The organism is Acidobacteriota bacterium (assembly GCA_039030395.1).
GTDB lineage: Bacteria > Acidobacteriota > Thermoanaerobaculia > Multivoradales > JBCCEF01 > JBCCEF01.
Genome location: JBCCEF010000001.1, coordinates 128,717 through 144,515 on the forward strand (window position 1 = coordinate 128,717; position 15,799 = coordinate 144,515).

A 15,799-nucleotide genomic window follows, 5' to 3' on the forward strand; every position below is an offset into this window, starting at 1 on the left:
AGACGAATCACATCGAAGTGAAGCGGAGCGCCGTCCTTCAAAACTTCATACAGAGATCTTCACCGTTATACGGTGATGGCCTTTCTCAGTCAAAGCATTGTATAGCAATAAGACAACACCTTCTTCACGCCGGAGCGGAAACTATCCCTCCGGTAGGATCTTGGTCGTCCCCATGAGAAGCCCTTTCCCGAGTTCACCCTTGCCGTTGACCTTTGGATTTCTGGATTTCGCCGCCGGAGGCGCGCAACAACTCATCCTCACGGCCTGCCGCCATCTCGATCGAACGCGCTTCGAGCCGCACCTCCTGTGCCTGCGGGGTGGCGGCCGCTGGACGGCCCGGGCACAGCAGCAGGGCTTGGCGGTCAGCGAACTGCATCGCCTGGAAAGACCCTGGGACTTCCCCGCCGTCGGCCGCGCCCAGCGGCACCTGGCGGCGCGGGGAACCGGGATTCTCCACACTCCGCTCTACAGCCGAGCCAGTCCCTACCTGCGACTGGCGGCGCGCCGCGCTCGGGTGCCGCTGATCGTGGCCCACGAGTTCGGTCGGCCGGAAGGCACGCCCTGGAAACGGCGGTGGGCCGACGCCTGGCTCGCCAGCGGTACCCGATTCCTCGCCACTTCGGAGTTCCACCGCCACGAGCTGCTCGCCCGAGGGGTGCCTGCCGGCGTCGTGGACGTGGTGTACAGCGGAATCGACCTCGAGCCCTACGACGCCGCGCCGACTTCGGGCCTCCGGCGGCAGCTCAGCATCGGCCATCGTCCGTTGATTCTCGTTCCCGCTCGCTTGCATCCGATGAAGGGTCACCGCGACCTGCTGGCGGCCTACGCGTTACTCCGTCATGCGGTGCCCGGCGCCACCCTCGTCCTGGCCGGCGAGGGGCCGGCGGAAGAAGCCCTCCGGCAGGAGGTCGAGGAAAGAGGCCTCACCGGCGAAGTCTTCCTGCTCGGCCATCGGGAAGACATGCCGGCGCTGCTGGCGGCAGCCGATATCGTCTGTCTACCCTCCCACCGGGAAGGACTACCGGCCGCCCTGCTCGAAGCCTTCGCGGCGGGCAAACCGGTCGTCGCCACGGACGTGGGCGGAGTGCCCGAAGCCCTGACCGACGGCGCCGAAGGACACCTCGTACCGCCGAAGGATCCGGCGGCCCTCGGCCGCGCCCTCGTCCACCTGCTCCGCCACGAGGAGACCCGCCGGGCGATGGGGGCCGCCGGCCGGCGGACGGTAGAGCAACGCTTTCAAGCGGCGGATACCACCCGCGCCCTCGAAGACTGCTACCTGCGCTGGCTCGCCGAAGGAACGGAGCACGGCGCGGCGTGAGGACGGTTCTGCACCTGCGGGCGAGCGACCGCTGGGCCGGACCCGAGCGCCACCTGTGGGAACTCGCCCCGGGCCTCGCCGCCGAGGGGTTCGCTCTGCGGCCGGTGCTCTTGAGCCGGCGCGAGCCCGCGGCCTTCGGTCCCCTCGCCAGGCTCGATCCGGGGATGGCCGCCGGCCGGCCCGCGGCCATCGCGCGGCAACTCGAGAGCGCCTGCTCTACCCTGCGGCCGGCACTCGTCCATTCCCACGGCTACAAGGCCAACCATTTCGCCTTGCGGCTGGGCCGCCGGCTCGGCCTGCCGGCCATTGCCACCTACCACCTGCACACCGGAACCACCCTGCGTCTCAAGGTCCACGCCGCCGTGGACCGCCGACGGCTGCGCCGTTTCGACGCCGTTATCGGCGTGACCCCCGGCTCCGCCGCGTATCCGCCGCTCGATCGAGTCGCGCGGGACAGGGTTTTCGAGGTCGCCAACGGCCTCGATGTCGAGCGCCTGCGCGCGGAGCGCGAGGCCGCAGCCGATCCCCGGCGAGAACTCGGCCTCGCCGCCGCCGGCCCGGTGATCCTCGGCCTCGGCCGCCTCAGCCGCCAGAAGGGATTTTCGAACCTTCTGCGGGCGGTGGCCCGGATCGGCGGACCCGGCGTTCTGCTGATCGCCGGAGACGGCCCCCGGCGCGCTTCCCTCGAAGCCCTCGCCAGCGCCCTCGGCCTGGGCGTGAACTGTCGCTTCCTCGGCCACCGGGAGGATGTGGTCCCTCTGCTCGACACGGCGGACCTCGTGGTCCTGCCGTCGCGCGACGAGGGCCTGCCCTACGCGGCCCTCGAAGCGATGGCCCTCGGCACGCCGCTGGTCGCCGCCCGGGTGGGAGGCCTCGCAGCGCTGCTCGATGGCGGCCGCTGCGGCGCGCTGGTACCGCCGGACGATCCGGCCGTCCTCGCTCTGGCCCTCGACCGCCTGCTCGCTTCCCCCGCCGAGCGGCGGCGACTCGCCGCCACCGCTCTGGAGCGGGTACGCCGCCACTTCTCCGCCCGCGCCATGGCGGAGGGGGTGGCGGCCACCTACCGGCGGGTGTTAGGAGAAGCACCTTGAAGGTGGCGATGATCGACCCGGGGGCGATGACCCCGTTCTACGACCACTCCCTGTGCGCGGCACTGGCCGACGAAGGCGCCGAGGCCACCCTCTACACCGCTCCCTTTCGCTACCATTCGCTGCCCGAAGGAGGATCCTTCCAGCGCCGCGAGGTCTTCGCCCGCTTCCTCGCCGCGAATGGGCCGCTGGCCTCTCGCGACGGAGTCCGCCGCCTCGCCCGCGCTGCCGCCTATCCCTTCGATTGGACACGCCTGCGGCGCCAACTGCGCTCCGATCCGCCCCAGGTGGCCCACCTCCAATGGTCTCTCGACCCGCGGTTCGATCGTCGCATGGTGAAGTCCCTGCAGGCTTCCGGCCTGCCGGTGGTGATCACCGCCCACAACGCCGCTCCGCATCTCGGCGAAGCGGCCGGCCGCCGGGGCTGGGGCGCTCTGTGGCGCTCGGCCGATCGCCTGATCGCCCCCAGCCGGTTCACCGCCGAAGCGCTGCTTCGGGCCGACCCGGACCTCCCGACGGCCGTCGAGGTCATCCCCCTCGGCCACCACGGACCCTGGGCCGAGGCGGCGAAGGGACAGGAAGAAGCCCGACGAGAACTCGAAGTCCCCACCGACGTCCCGTTGGCCCTCTTCTTCGGGCTGCAGAAGCCCTACAAGGGACTCGACCTCCTCATCGACGCCTTCGCCGCCTGCCGCGTCGCCTTGCCCACCGCCCGCCTCGCCATCTGCGGGGCACCGCGCCACCCGACGGACGAGATCGAAGCTCGCCTCGCCCGGCACGGTCTGGAGGAGGCCGTGCACCGACGCTTCACCTTCCTCGACCTGGCCGAGGCGCAGCTCTGGTTCGAAGCGGCGGACCTGGTGGTGCTGCCGTATCGCCAGGCTTCCCAAAGTATGATCCCGGCCATGGCCTACACCTTCGCCCGGCCGGTGCTCGCCACCGCCGCGGGAGCCTTCCCGGAACAGGTTCTGGCGGGAGAAACCGGCGAGCTGGTGCCGCCCGGCGACGGCGCGGCTTTCGGCGACTGCCTCGCCGCCCTGCTGGCCGACCGGGATCGTTGCCGCGACCTCGGCCGCGCCGGCCGGCGGTTCGCCGACCGCCGGTGGGCCTGGGACGGCATCGCCGCCGCCACCCTCGACGTCTACCGGTCCCTGCTGTGAGGACCGCGAAGGCGAGCGCCCCGCCGGCCGGCGTCCCCGACGTCAACCATCCCGCCGTGAGCGTCGTCGTGCCGGTACTGAACGAGGGCGCCTCCATCGCGAAGTGCCTCGATCACATCGCCGGCCAAGATTTCGCGGGATCGATGGAGGTCCTGCTGGTCGACGGCGGCTCGACGGACGGCAGCCGAGCCTTCCTCCAGGCGCGGGCCGAGGCGGATGCGCGCTTTCGGGTGCTCGACAATCCCAAAGGGCTGGTCTCCAGCGCCTTGAACCTCGCCATCGCGGCGGCCCGCGGCGAAACCGTCGTGCGGGTCGACGCCCACACCCTGCTCGATCCGGGCTACCTTCGCACCTGCCTTGCGGTGCTGCGGGAAACCGGCGCCGAGAACGTCGGCGGCCCACTGCGGCCGGTGGGCACCACGCCCTTCGGCCGCTCCGTGGCCCTCGCCATGGGCAGCCGCTTCGGGGTGGGTACGGCGCCCTTTCGATTCGCCGAACGCCGCCGTGAGGTGGATACGGTGTACCTCGGAGCCTTCCCGCGCCGGCTGTTCGAGCGGGTGGGCGGCTTCGACGAAACGCTGCTGCGCAATCAGGACTACGAGATGAACCACCGCATCCGGCGAGCCGGCGGGCGAATCGTGGTCGATCCGGCGGTGGTCTGCCGCTACCTCACCCGCCCGGACGCTCCCTCCCTCTGGCGCCAGTACTTCAGCTACGGCTACTGGAAGACCCAGATGCTCCGTAAGCACCCGCGGTCCATCAAGCTTCGCCAACTCGCTCCGCCGGCCTTCGTCTCGGCCCTCGCCGGATCGGCCGTATTCTCGGGCATCGGCCTGGCGACCGGCCGCACCGGCCTGGTCCTCGCCGCGGCCCTGCCCGTCGGCCTTTGGCTTCTCGCCGCCCTCGCCACCACCGCCCTCGCCGCTCTACGCCACGGCCTCGGCCCCAGCCTGCGGCTGCCGGCGGTCTTCGCCATCATCCATCTGGCCTGGGGACTGGGTTTCTGGAAAGGTTGGAGGCGACCGCCGGTGCGGCCCGCCGGCGCGGCGCCACCAGGAACCGGGAGGCTCTGATCTCGAACCTCCGCTCGCTGAACCCGTCCCGATGGCTGGAGGCGATCGCCTCGCTGGTGATCTTGATCGCCGTTCTGCTCTCCAATCCCTACAGCTCCGAGGCCTTCGAGGGCAATCGGTTCGTCTTCTCCTGGCTGCTGGCGGGTTTGTTGATGATCCCCCTGACCGCCACGGCGCGCCAACGCAGGCGGGACCTGTACCAAGACCCTCTCACCCTCGCCGCCCTCGCCTTTCTGGCCACGACGGCGCTGGCGATGGCCACCTCGATTCTCCCAGCGCGGAGTTTCTGGGGCGTGCCGCCGCGGCTGCACGGCGGCCTGACGGTGACCGCTCTGGTGGTGATCCTGCTCGCCTGCCGGCCGCTCGCCGATCGACCCCGGGCCCGCCGTCGCCTGGCCCGCGGCCTGGTGTTCGCCGTTTCCGTGGCGGCCGCCTACGGGGTCTGCCAGCATTTCGGTTTCGATCCCATCCGCCTGGCCGAAGGCTGGCCCGATCGGGTGACCGGCACCCAGGGCAATCCGATCTTCTTCGGTGCTGTTCTCGCCCTCGGCGCGCCCTGGACCCTGGCGGAGCTCCTGCGGCACCGAGGGGCCCGCGCCGTGGCCCTCGGTGCACTGCTCGCGCTCCAGCTCCTCGCCCTGTGGTGGACCGGCAGCCGCGGCCCACAACTCGCCGCCGGCCTCGGAATGGTGACCACCGCCCTGGCGCTCTATCGGACGAAGGTGCAGCGCCGCTGGTGGATCGCCGCGGCCGTCGCCCTGGCGGCTCTAGGGCTCGGTGCGCTGTTCGGTTTGCAAGAACGCGGTTGGAAGACCGTCACCGAGCGTCAGCTCATCTGGGCCACGACGTTGGAGATCTACCAGCAGGCGCCGGCGCGGCGACAGCTCTTCGGCCATGGACCGGACACCTTCCCCTGGGTCGTCAGTCCCGAGCTACCGGCGGAACTGCCGGCGACGGCGGGCCGGCCGGACGCCACCTACGACCGCGCCCACCAGACCCTTCTGCAACTCGCGGTCGAGACCGGTATCCTCGGGGTGCTGGCCTGGCTCTCCCTGCTGGGGATTGCCTTCGCCCGTCTCATCCGGCGGCCCCTGCTCACAGCGGTCGGATCCCTTGCCGGTGGCGTTGTCGCCGGCGGAATCCTCGGATGGATAGCCGCTGCGGAACGGGTCGCCTTGGGGATCGGCCTCGGTGGGCTGACGGCGGCCCTCGTCTTGCTGCTCGTCCGGGCCGCATCGCTTCCGCCGTCAACTGCCGCCATGATCGGCTCTCTGCTGGCGGCCTTTGCCCACGGCCTGGTCGCTCCGCGCAGCACCGGGGCCGAAATCCTGCTCTGGCTGCTGCTCGCACTGTTCGTACCGCGAACCGTTCCGTCGCCCGCGCAAGACGATCCGGAGAAGGGGCTCTCCCTCATTTGGGTCGCCGGAGCCCTGGCGATCATGATGTTCGGTCTTTGGACGCCCCCGCAGGTGGCCGGTGGACTCCGCATCGGCCCGTGGATCGCCCTGTTGACGGTCGCTGGCCCGGCGTTTCTCGTCGGCGTGGTGTGGACCGGCTCGCGGCCCGGGCTGACGACCTCCCAGTCGAGGGCCGCCAGCGGCTCGACGATCGGTCTGCTGGCCGGCCTGGTGCTCTTCGCCGCAAGCCTCGCCGCTGCCCTTCCCAAACTCGATGCCTTCGCCCACATGCGTCGCGGCGATGCGGCCTTCACCGACCGGCAACTCGGCATCGCCGCGGCGGAGTACGGCGCGGCGGTGGAGCGCTTCGAGAGCTGCGATTCCTGCCGCCTGGCCGCCTTCCGAGCGCGCATCCAAGACTCCGGCGGCGATGCCCTGATCCGGCGAGGAATCGATGCCGAACTCGCGGCGGCCGCCCGGAAGAACCCCTACGAAGCAAACTATCCCCGCGAGCGGGCCTACCTCCAGGCGCGGTCGGCGTCTCGGGCCGGCGATCGAGCGTCCCACCAGCGGCACGTGGCCGCTGCCGAGAGACATTTCGCCCAGGCCGCCGAGCTCGCGCCGACGGACGCTCGACTGCTCCGCCTATGGGCCAATCTCGAACTCGAAGAAGGGCGGCCCGGGCAGGCCCGGAATCGGCTCGAAAAGGCCGTCGCACTGAGCCCCGACAGTCCCGACGGCCACCTCCTGCTCGCCCGCGCCCAGCTCGATCTCGGCCAAACGGAGGACGCCTGGACGGCGGTGCGGCGCGCCCTCGACCTCCACCCCGAACGGGTCAAAGAAACGGTCAGTGCCGTCGCCAACGCCCGGCCGCCGCGCTGGCGCGCGCTACGCGATTGGGCCCTGGTGGCGGCCGTCCTCGGTCGCGGGGCCGAAGGGCGGGAGGTACTCGAGCGCGCCCGGCGTCTCGCCCCACCCTCGGAACGAGACCGATTGATCGAGCTGGAAAAAACCCTGCTGGCGCGGGAATGACCCTCCCCGGCACCCATCGCCTGAAGGGCTACGCCAGGTCCGCCCTCCACGAGCTGCGCCATCGCGCAACTCTTCGCAAGCTGCGGCGGGAAGCGTCCGGCCGGCAGCCCAGGATCCTCGCCATCGCCGGCTGGAACTTCCCGGTGTACTCCCAGACCTTCGTCTATCAAGAGCTGACCCAACTGAGCCGCGCCGGCTTCGATCTGCGGATGGCCTACTCCGGCGGCGGCGAGAAGTGGGAACTCGACCCGGCCTTCACCGCCCTCGACGTGCACAAGATCTGGCTCGCCTCGGCCGCCGCCACGGCCCGCCGGGAAATCGCCTACTTCCGGCGTCGGCAGCCTCAGGGGGTGACCGCGGTGCTGCGCGACCTCCACCGCGAAACGGGCCTGTCCGAGGGAGAGCTGGAGGCTCACCGCGACGTCGGACGAGGTTTCATCTTCGCCCGCCTCGCCGAGGCCCTGGGCGCGAACTACCTACACAGCTACTTCTTCTACGAAGGCAGCCTCGCCTGCTTCGTGGCCTCGCGGCTGCTGCGCTTGCCCCGCGGCGTGAGCTGCTATGCCGATCACCAGCTACGGGACTACCCGCTGAAAATCCAGCGCCTGCAGCTCACCGAAGCGGCGCTGGTGGTGGCGACCTCGCACCGCATCGCGCGGGAAGTCCACACCCTGGCTCCGAACCTCGACGAAGATCACCTGCTGATCAAGCCCAACGCCATCGACACCGGACGCTTCCCGGTAGTGGATCGAGACGACAAGGCAGACGGCCCTCTGCGCCTGCTCTCGGTCTGTCGTCTGGAGCCCAAGAAGGGCCTCACCACCTTGCTCACCGCCGTCGCCGAGTTGCGGCGGCGTGGAGTGGCCGTCGAGCTGCGCCAGGCCGGCGGCAGCGACCGAAACCACCCGGGCCACCTCCGGGAGCTGGAGCGCCTCGGAGAGGATCTCGCCCTGGGCGGGGCGCTCCGCTTCCTCGGCCCACTCCCCACCCGGGAAGTCGTCTCCGAACTCCACCGGGCGCAGGTGTTCGTCGCCCCCTACGAGGCGACCGCCGGCGGCGACAAGGACGGCGTTCCCACCAGCCTGATGGAGGCGATGTCGAGCGGTCTGCCGGTGGTGGCCGCCGACAGCGGGTCGATCGCCGAGCTGGTCACCGATGGCCGCGACGGCCTGCTGGTGCCGGCCGGCGACCCGTCGGCCCTCGCCGACGCCGTCACCCGCCTCGCCGCCTCGCCCGAAGAACGCGAACGCCTCGCCACTGAAGCCGCCGCCACCGTCCGCCAACGCTTCGATGTGAAGGTTTGCGAACCCGCCCTACATCAACGGATTCGCCACCTGCTACGGAGGGAGGGCTAGGCGCCGGTACGCTCGATGACGATCGGCAGGGCGAGGCGATAGACAAACCACGCCAGCGGCAGCAACACCACCACCAGAAGGAGGGCCAGGATCAACCACCAGCCCTCCGCCGCTGAAGTGCCCTGAACGATCAACTCCCGCGCCGTCACCAGCAGCGGACTCACCGGGTTGGCGCGTACCAGAGCGCGCAGCAAACCCGCTTCGGGCACCGAATAGAAGATCGGCGTCAAGAAGAACCACGCGGTGATCGAGGCCTGGAGCGCACGGGACACGTCGCGGTAGAGCGCCGCAAAGGGCGCCAGCAGCAAGCCGAAGGCGGTGCCCAGGGCAACCAGAGCGAGGATCGCCAGCGGCGCCAACAGTACCCCCCAGCCCGGCCGCGCACCCAGGATCGCCATCGCCAGGGCCACCAGCGCCAGCTTCGCCGCCAGGTGGATTCCCACCCGCCCGAGGGCCGCCAGGATGAAGGCCTCCGGCGGCAGGTCGAGCTTCGCCAGGGTCGGCAGCTCCGTCGCTAGGGTTTCGATCTGCAGATTCATCGCCTCGACGAAGGTCTGCCACAGCACCACCCCCACCAACACGAACACCGGGAAGGACATGCCCAGCTCGCCCGGCCGGATCAGCTCGCCACGCTGCGCCAGGGTGGCCCACAGCACCAAGCCGAGGGGCGGCAGGAAGAGCAGCAGCCAGCCGAGGAGGGACGGGCGATGGTCGGCGGCGAAACCGCGCCGCACCCACTGCCGGGCAAGGGGCGGCGCGCTCTTGAGATCACGCCACATGCGGCGCCAGCGCTGACGGTGGCTCGATTCCCCGTCGTAGACGATTTCGACCCCCTTCACGGCGGACCCTCCAGCCGTTCATCGAGCCAGCGCCAGACGAGCCAATCATCGTCCCCCCAGTGGTGGTAAACGTGCACCAGGAAGGGCTCGATCCACCGCTCCTCGCCGCCCAGGGAGAATCCTTCCCGCGGCGAGAACTCCAGATCCGGCCGCTGGTAGTCGGCCAGGAAATTGAACTCCATGGGCAGGGTGCTCTGCTCCTCGAGTCCCAGAGACCAAACCGCCGCCACCAGGGTGCCCTGATCGCGGTCGAGCCAGTGGGGGTCGTCGAAGATGTCGAGGGTCATGCGGTGCCAACGTTCGAAAAAGGGTGCCGCCTCGGGTCCGAAGAGAATCACGCCGCCGTTCCAGTGGCGCCAATCTCCGTCCGGGATGTCCACCCGGAAGCGCTCGCCGATCGCCTGGCGGAGATGGTCGCAGCGGCGGTGAAACACCGCCTCGCCGGCGGCGTCGAGCCACAGATCACGTTCGGCATCGTAGCGAAAGGGACTCGTTCGCTCGACGTGCCAGGGCACATCCCGCAGCACCACCCGGCCCTGCCGGTCCAGCCAGTGGCGTTCCTCCTCGTGCCAATGGACATCGAGGTCGCGGCGAATGCGCTCGGTCACCGGTCCCAGATGGGCATCGATCACCCGATCCGGATCGCGGTGGCGCCACAGCTCCCAGGTTTGGCGCGCCCCGATGCGGCGCAGCACCCGGGTGAGCATGCCCCAGGCCAGGGCGACGGGACGGTCCCCCAGACGATCGAGGTAGGCGCGCAGTTGATCGCGCCGCCAGCCGATCTCCGGCGGCGGCTGCCGGTAGCGGTCGTCGTGCCGCTCCAGCGCCTCTTCGACCCGCCGGCGCAGCGGCCAAACCTCTGGATCGACCCTTTCGAAGGACTGGATCAGCCCGTCGAGCTGGCGCGCCCGGCGCTCCTTGTCGGCATTCCAGCAGCCGCAGTCGACGGCGCAGGGACTGAAGTCGTCCAGCCGGCAGTGGTCCGAGGCGAACACCGCCGGCCCGAAGTCATAGAGGAAGACCTGCTCCACCCCCTTCTTGACGGCCAGCACATCCGCATCCAGGTAGCAGTAGCGATAGGACGCATCAAGGTGTCGCGGCAGCGACGTCTTGAGCCAGATGCTGGCCTGACGGTGGTCGAGCGCTTCGGGAGTGGCGACGTCGATCACCTCGGCCACTCCCTCGCCGGCCACGACCGGCCGCTGATTGCGGCCGGCATCGGTCACCACCACCACCTCGCGGTCGGCGAAGCGCTGCAAGTGAGCGACGGCCCGCTCCATTTGTTCGAGGTACGTGGCCTCGCCGCACACCGCGAAGACAAAGCGCTCACGGGCTCTCATGAGGCCATCCACCGGCGGTACCAGAGTTCGAGGACCAGCAGCTTCCAGCGGCGCCACGGGCCACCGGTCTCCACCATCGTCCGCAGGCCGGCGGCGGAAAACACGCCGTCGCGCACCAGACGCGCGTCGCCGAGGGCGGCGAGCCGCCGCCGGTCGAGGCGGTAGTAGTGATCCGGGCCGACGAAGCCCTGCTTCGGCCGCTCCAAGATCCGCCGCGGAATCTTGCCGGCGAGAAACTCCGCCAGCAAAGGTTTTTGTCTCCCGGCGCGGTACACCGTCTGCCGCGGCAAGGCGTAGACGAAGTCAAACAACCGATGGTCTAGGAACGGCACCCGGGCTTCGAGGGAAGCGGCCATCGTCGCCCGGTCGACCTTGGTCAGCACCAGCTCTCCCATGAAGGAGCGCAAATCCAACCATTGCAGCCCTGCGAGCGACCGATCGAGAGTCGTGGCCTCATCCACCTCCTCCAGGCAAGAGCGATAAAACCAGAGCGGGTCCGCCGGAAGGGCATCGCGACGATCCGGGTGGATCAACCGCTCCAGTTCGCCCTCCGCAAAGGAACCCATCGCCATCGCCTCGCCATAGAAGGACACCAGATCCGCCACGGGAGCGGCCGCCGCGGCCAGGCGATGGTGCCAGGCATAGCCGCCGAACAGCTCATCGGCCCCCTCCCCGGAGAGCACGCCCTTGACCCGGTTGGCGGCGAGGGCGGCCACCGCCAAGGTGGGGAGGGTCGAAATGTCCGCCACCGGCTCGTCGAAGACCTCCGCCAGGCGCTCGACCAGGGCCAGGCTCTCCAACCCGAGAAGCCAGCGATGATTCGGCAACCCGAAGGCCGCGGCCACCGCCGCCGCATCGGAGTGCTCGCTGTCCTGCCAGTGGGAAAAACCGATGGAAAAGGTCGGATATTCGCCGTTCCGCCGGGCCGTCATCGCCGCGAGGGCGCTCGAGTCCATGCCGCCGCTCAGTAGGGACCCGAGCGGCGCGTCGGCGGCAGTGTGGGAGACCACCGCATCGGCAAACAGCTCCTCGAAGCGGGCGCCGACATCCTCGACACCGTTTTCCTCACGGCTCGGCCGCCAGTGCCGCCAGGTGCGCACTTCTCCACTCTCCAGCTCGCAGAACAAGGCGTGCGCCGGCGGCAGCTTTGCCAAGCCCCGGAAGATGCACTTCGGGCTCGGCACGAAGCGGTAGACGAGGAAATCGCACAGGGCGGATAGATCGACCTGCCGCGGGATCTCCGGGTGCGCCACCAGCGCGCGCGGCTCCGAGGCGAAGGCGAACCGCCCTTCGCCTCGAAAGTAGTAGAGCGGCTTGATCCCAAAGCGGTCCCGCGCCAGCAGCAAGCCATTGCGCCGGCGATCCCACAGCGCGAAGGCGTACATCCCTTCGAGGCGTTCCAGAAGCCCCTCTCCCCACTCCTCCCAACCGTGGGCCAGAATCTCCGTGTCGCACCGCGAACGGAACCGGTGTCCCCTGCCCTCGAGCTGCCGCCGGAGAGCACGAAAGTTGTAGATCTCACCGTTGAAGGTGACCTGGACGGAGCCGTCCTCGTTGGCCATCGGCTGCCGGCCGGCGTCCGACGGATCGCACAGCGACAGCCGGCGGTTGCCGAGGGCGACGGCGGCGTCCGGCGACATCCAGGTGTCGGCATCGTCCGGACCGCGATGGTGCAACAGATCGCGCCGCCGGTCGAAGGCCTGGCGGTCGATCGGTCCCCGCGCGGAGACCTCCCCGACAATGCCGCACACGAAGTCATCCCTCCCGCAGCGAAACCATCAATCTCGCAGATTGCGCCAGATCGCCGGCAGGTCGCGGGACATCTGGCCGAAGAGGCGAGGGAACAGCAGAAGATGCAGCGGCAGCAACAGCACCCAGAGCGGATCCCGCGCGGCCAGAACCAGGATCAACACCGGACCCAGCCACTCCTCGTAGAAGTCGTTCAAGCACCAGACGAACTTGAGGCGGCGGTAGCGGCGCGGCAGGAACCACAGTTTCCAGGCGGAGAACTTCAAGAGGGTGAAGGCGGTGAAGGCCACCAGCCCCCACCAGGCCGGCGCGAGGGCGACCAGCAGCAGGACCAGCGTGACGATCTCGACGGGCAGAAAAAGCCGATTGACCAGGGACAGCACGCGCAGCGGCGGCTGGGACGAACCGAAGGTCGCAATGCCGGCTCGGCGGTCGCCTTTTCGATCCTCGATCTGGTGCAACAGGATATTGCGCAGGCCCTTCGCCAACGCCCACACGATCACCGCACCCCCCAGCCATCGATCGTCCGGTGCCGGCGCGAAGACCAGCAGCGTGATCGCCACCGGCAGAAGATGACCGTACAGGGCGTCGGCCAACACCCCGAGAAGACCGCGCTCCTTCCAGCGCAGGGGAGGAACGCTGTAGACCATCAACAACAGCAGATGGAGCGCGAGGAAACCCGTCGCGAGGGCCGGCGCCTCTACGGTCGCCCAGGCGACCAGGCCCACCGCCAGAGAAACGACCACCAGGCCCAACCGGATCTTCGCACCGCCGGCCCCCGCCAGGGCATCGGGCTTCCCCGCCCGCCGATCCTGAGCCGCATCGCACAGGTCGTTCAGGGTGTAGCCGAAGGTCGCCAGAGCGACCAAGGCGACGAGAAATCCGGGCAGCTTTCGCGCCATCGCCGCGGGCTCGGCCCCCAGTACCAGGCTGCCGTAGAGGCAGGCCACCACCACCGGCACCAAATGCGGCCACCAGTCGCCCAGCCGCAGCGCGGCCGACCAGGAGGATGCCCCCAGCGCTCTCCTCTCTCCTCCGACAGCCGGCAACGGATTGGTCTTCTCGACATGGATCAAGATGCCCGGATCCTATCCCGTGGACGATTCGATGCCCTGCCTGAAATACTCGGAAGGACAACTCACTGAAAGTTACAGGACGGACGCCATGAACCAACCCTCCGGCTACACCTCTCAACGCAGAGGAGAATTTCGCACCGGCACCTTCGGTGCCCTGTGCGACGAATTCGAGCGCGCCTCAAACGACTTCGCTCAACGGATCCTGGCGTTGACGGACGAGGAATACGTGGCGCCGCGAGTCGCTAGCGACAACCAGTTCGCATCGATCCAGCGGGTGGCACAGCACGTCGTACAGGCCGGCTACGGCCATTCGAACCACCTGCGATTGGCCTTCGGAGTCGAGGGAGGACGAGTCGACGTTCCCCTCTTCCCGAGAACCGCCATCACTGAGCAGATGCAGACGGTCCACTCCTACCTGACAAAGACCCTCGAAGGCCGCTGGCAAATGACCGACGAAGAGATCGAAGCGCTCGAGTTTTCCTCACGCTGGGGACCGACCTACCATCCGGAGCAGATGCTCGAACACGCCATCGTCCACATCCTGCGGCACCGGCGCCAGATCGAGCGTTTGCTGGCGGAAGAGTGAGCCGCCACTACGGCGTGCCGACCCGCGTACTGCGGACCACCAGCGCCAGCAGCGTCACGCCGACGATCCCCACCGGCAGCGCCGTGAAGAGGCCGGGGAAATAGCCTCCGGCGCGCACCGCAAGGAGCGGATGGGCGATCAGGTTGATCACCATCCCGAGGATGAAGAACCAGAGGGGAACGAACACCCAGCGGGCGCCGGACGGCAACGCCACGGACGCCACCAGCCAGATCCCGATCCACGCCAGGTTGAAAACCACGAAGAATCCGGTGGGCCACGGCGCCAGGCCGAGGAACTCGGGGAAGCGAAGGTGAAAACCGGTCGCCAGTTCCTCCAAGAAATGCACCCCCTGCACCAGAACGGCGAACCGGAACCCGCGTTGCACCCGGCGCCGCCGGGACTGCTCCGGGATCACCCCGAACCGCCGAGTCGCGGTCAACACACAGGCCGCCACGAAGGCCACGCTGAGGCCGAACGTGCCGATCAAGATGCTGCGCAGGACCTCGCCCATGGAGTCCATTCTGGCAGGTCAGGCCTAGTGCTGCTGCCATCGAGCGCCCAGGACATGTCGCCGAAATTTTATTTCTGCGACACATTTTCTTGACGTGTCGTCCATTGCGACATATTCTGCAAACATGTCTCGGAAGACTGAAAACGACGACACGTTGTCGCCAACGGTCTGGCATCCTGACCAGCCGTTCGACGACCTTCCGCCCCTTCGACCGCGAATGGGGCTTGAGAATCAGGCAGTGCTCAAGGCCTGTATTCCGGCGCGTGCGGCGCTCGCTCAGCTCAAACAAGTGGCGGAGCTTATTCCCAATCCGTCGATGCTCGCTAACACGCTGCCACTGTTGGAAGCTCAGGCGAGTTCCAAGATCGAACACATCGTCACCACGGCAGACCGCCTGTTTGAACATCTGCGGTCCGAGGGCACCGCAGATCCCGCAACGAAGGAAGCATTGCGCTATCGGCATGCCCTCTTGGAAGGGTTCGAGACGCTAAAAGACCGACCCTTGACGACCAGGACGGCCGAAGCCGTCTGCAGCCGCATCAAGGACGTCGAAATGACCGTTCGAAAGGTGCCGGGAACTGCTCTCGCCAATTCAGCAACGGGCGAGGTCATCTACACCCCACCGACAGGCGAAGCTCGCCTCCGCCGGATGCTAGCGGATTGGGAACGCTTTCTTCATGAGGCGACTCACCTCGATCCCCTCGTTCGAATGGCCGCCGCACATTACCAATTCGAAGCCATTCATCCCTTTACCGATGGCAACGGCCGCACCGGCCGGATTCTCAACAGCCTCTTCCTGGTGGAAGCAGGCCTGCTACCGATGCCGGTGCTCTATCTGAGCCGCTACATCATCGCTCATCGAGAGGATTACAACCGTTTACTGCTCGCCGTGACCCGCGACCGCGCATGGCAAGAGTGGATCCTTTTCATCTTGCGAGGGGTGGAAGAGACGGCCTCCTGGACGAACACCAAAATCGCCGCCATCCGCGACCTCGCCGACGAAACGGCGCACTATGTCCGCCTAAACCAGCCCAAGATCTACAGCCGCGAGTTGATCGACGTTCTCTTCGAGCAGCCCTACTGCCGGATCACGAATATCGTCGAGGCCGGCATCGTCGAGCGTCAAGCCGCCTCGAGGTACCTGAAGGAACTAGCGGAGATAGGGGTGCTCAGGGAGCAGAAGGCGGGCCGAGAGAAGCTCTTTCTCCACGGCAAGTTGCTGCGATTGCTGACGCAGGATCGGAACGACTTCCAGCACTACCCGGAGGGCTAGGC

General features: G+C 68.4%; 13 protein-coding genes. 8 read left to right on the forward strand and 5 right to left on the reverse strand.

All coding sequences use genetic code 11. The features are described from left to right. Nucleotides 1-172 precede the first annotated feature (172 nt). The 6 genes from AAF481_00450 to AAF481_00475 are packed head-to-tail and all read left to right on the forward strand — an operon-like array spanning nt 173 to nt 8,423. A complete protein-coding gene (locus AAF481_00450; GenBank protein ID MEM7479614.1) occupies nt 173-1,318 on the forward strand; it encodes a glycosyltransferase in 1,146 nt (381 codons plus the stop codon). Next, nucleotides 1,315-2,409 (forward strand): glycosyltransferase, encoded by a 1,095-nt coding sequence (locus AAF481_00455; protein ID MEM7479615.1) that lies wholly within the window; start codon nt 1,315-1,317, stop codon nt 2,407-2,409. The genes AAF481_00450 and AAF481_00455 overlap by 4 nt, the downstream gene beginning before the upstream one ends. A gap of 2 nt (nt 2,410-2,411) precedes the next feature. Beyond that, a complete protein-coding gene (locus AAF481_00460) occupies nt 2,412-3,566 on the forward strand; it encodes a glycosyltransferase family 4 protein (protein MEM7479616.1) in 1,155 nt (384 codons plus the stop codon). After that, on the forward strand, nt 3,563-4,639 hold the full coding sequence (locus AAF481_00465; protein MEM7479617.1) for a glycosyltransferase family 2 protein: 1,077 nt from the start codon (nt 3,563-3,565) through the stop codon (nt 4,637-4,639). Before AAF481_00460 ends, AAF481_00465 begins: the two co-directional genes overlap by 4 nt. Beyond that, a complete protein-coding gene (locus AAF481_00470; protein MEM7479618.1) occupies nt 4,579-7,068 on the forward strand; it encodes an O-antigen ligase family protein in 2,490 nt (829 codons plus the stop codon). Before AAF481_00465 ends, AAF481_00470 begins: the two co-directional genes overlap by 61 nt. Beyond that, entirely contained in the window at nt 7,065-8,423 is a 1,359-nt protein-coding gene (locus AAF481_00475) for a glycosyltransferase (GenBank protein ID MEM7479619.1), read from the forward strand. The genes AAF481_00470 and AAF481_00475 overlap by 4 nt, the downstream gene beginning before the upstream one ends. Here the strand turns inward: AAF481_00475 and AAF481_00480 are convergent. The 4 genes from AAF481_00480 to AAF481_00495 are packed head-to-tail and all read right to left on the reverse strand — an operon-like array spanning nt 8,420 to nt 13,427. Beyond that, nucleotides 8,420-9,262: an ABC transporter permease gene (locus AAF481_00480; GenBank protein MEM7479620.1), complete on the reverse strand. Its 843-nt coding sequence runs from the start codon at nt 9,260-9,262 to the stop codon at nt 8,420-8,422. The genes AAF481_00475 and AAF481_00480 overlap by 4 nt on opposite strands. After that, entirely contained in the window at nt 9,259-10,602 is a 1,344-nt protein-coding gene (locus AAF481_00485; GenBank protein MEM7479621.1) for a hypothetical protein, read from the reverse strand. The genes AAF481_00480 and AAF481_00485 overlap by 4 nt, the downstream gene beginning before the upstream one ends. Further along, nucleotides 10,599-12,353: an asparagine synthase (glutamine-hydrolyzing) gene (asnB, locus tag AAF481_00490; GenBank protein MEM7479622.1), complete on the reverse strand. Its 1,755-nt coding sequence runs from the start codon at nt 12,351-12,353 to the stop codon at nt 10,599-10,601. Before asnB ends, AAF481_00485 begins: the two co-directional genes overlap by 4 nt. Nucleotides 12,354-12,380: 27 nt before the next feature. Beyond that, nucleotides 12,381-13,427 carry a UbiA family prenyltransferase gene (locus AAF481_00495; protein MEM7479623.1) on the reverse strand — a complete coding sequence of 349 codons (1,047 nt, stop codon included), beginning with the start codon at nt 13,425-13,427 and terminating at the stop codon, nt 12,381-12,383. Between the two features lie 88 nt (nt 13,428-13,515). Between AAF481_00495 and AAF481_00500 the strand changes: the two genes are divergently transcribed. Then, complete coding sequence (locus AAF481_00500) at nt 13,516-14,013, forward strand: DinB family protein (protein ID MEM7479624.1); 498 nt, start codon at nt 13,516-13,518, stop codon at nt 14,011-14,013. 7 nt (nt 14,014-14,020) lie between these two features. Here AAF481_00500 and AAF481_00505 read toward each other — a convergent pair whose 3' ends face one another. Next, a complete protein-coding gene (locus AAF481_00505; protein MEM7479625.1) occupies nt 14,021-14,524 on the reverse strand; it encodes a hypothetical protein in 504 nt (167 codons plus the stop codon). A 124-nt stretch (nt 14,525-14,648) separates the two neighbouring features. Between AAF481_00505 and AAF481_00510 the strand changes: the two genes are divergently transcribed. Next, on the forward strand, nt 14,649-15,797 hold the full coding sequence (locus AAF481_00510) for a Fic family protein (protein ID MEM7479626.1): 1,149 nt from the start codon (nt 14,649-14,651) through the stop codon (nt 15,795-15,797). Nucleotides 15,798-15,799: the final 2 nt, after the last annotated feature.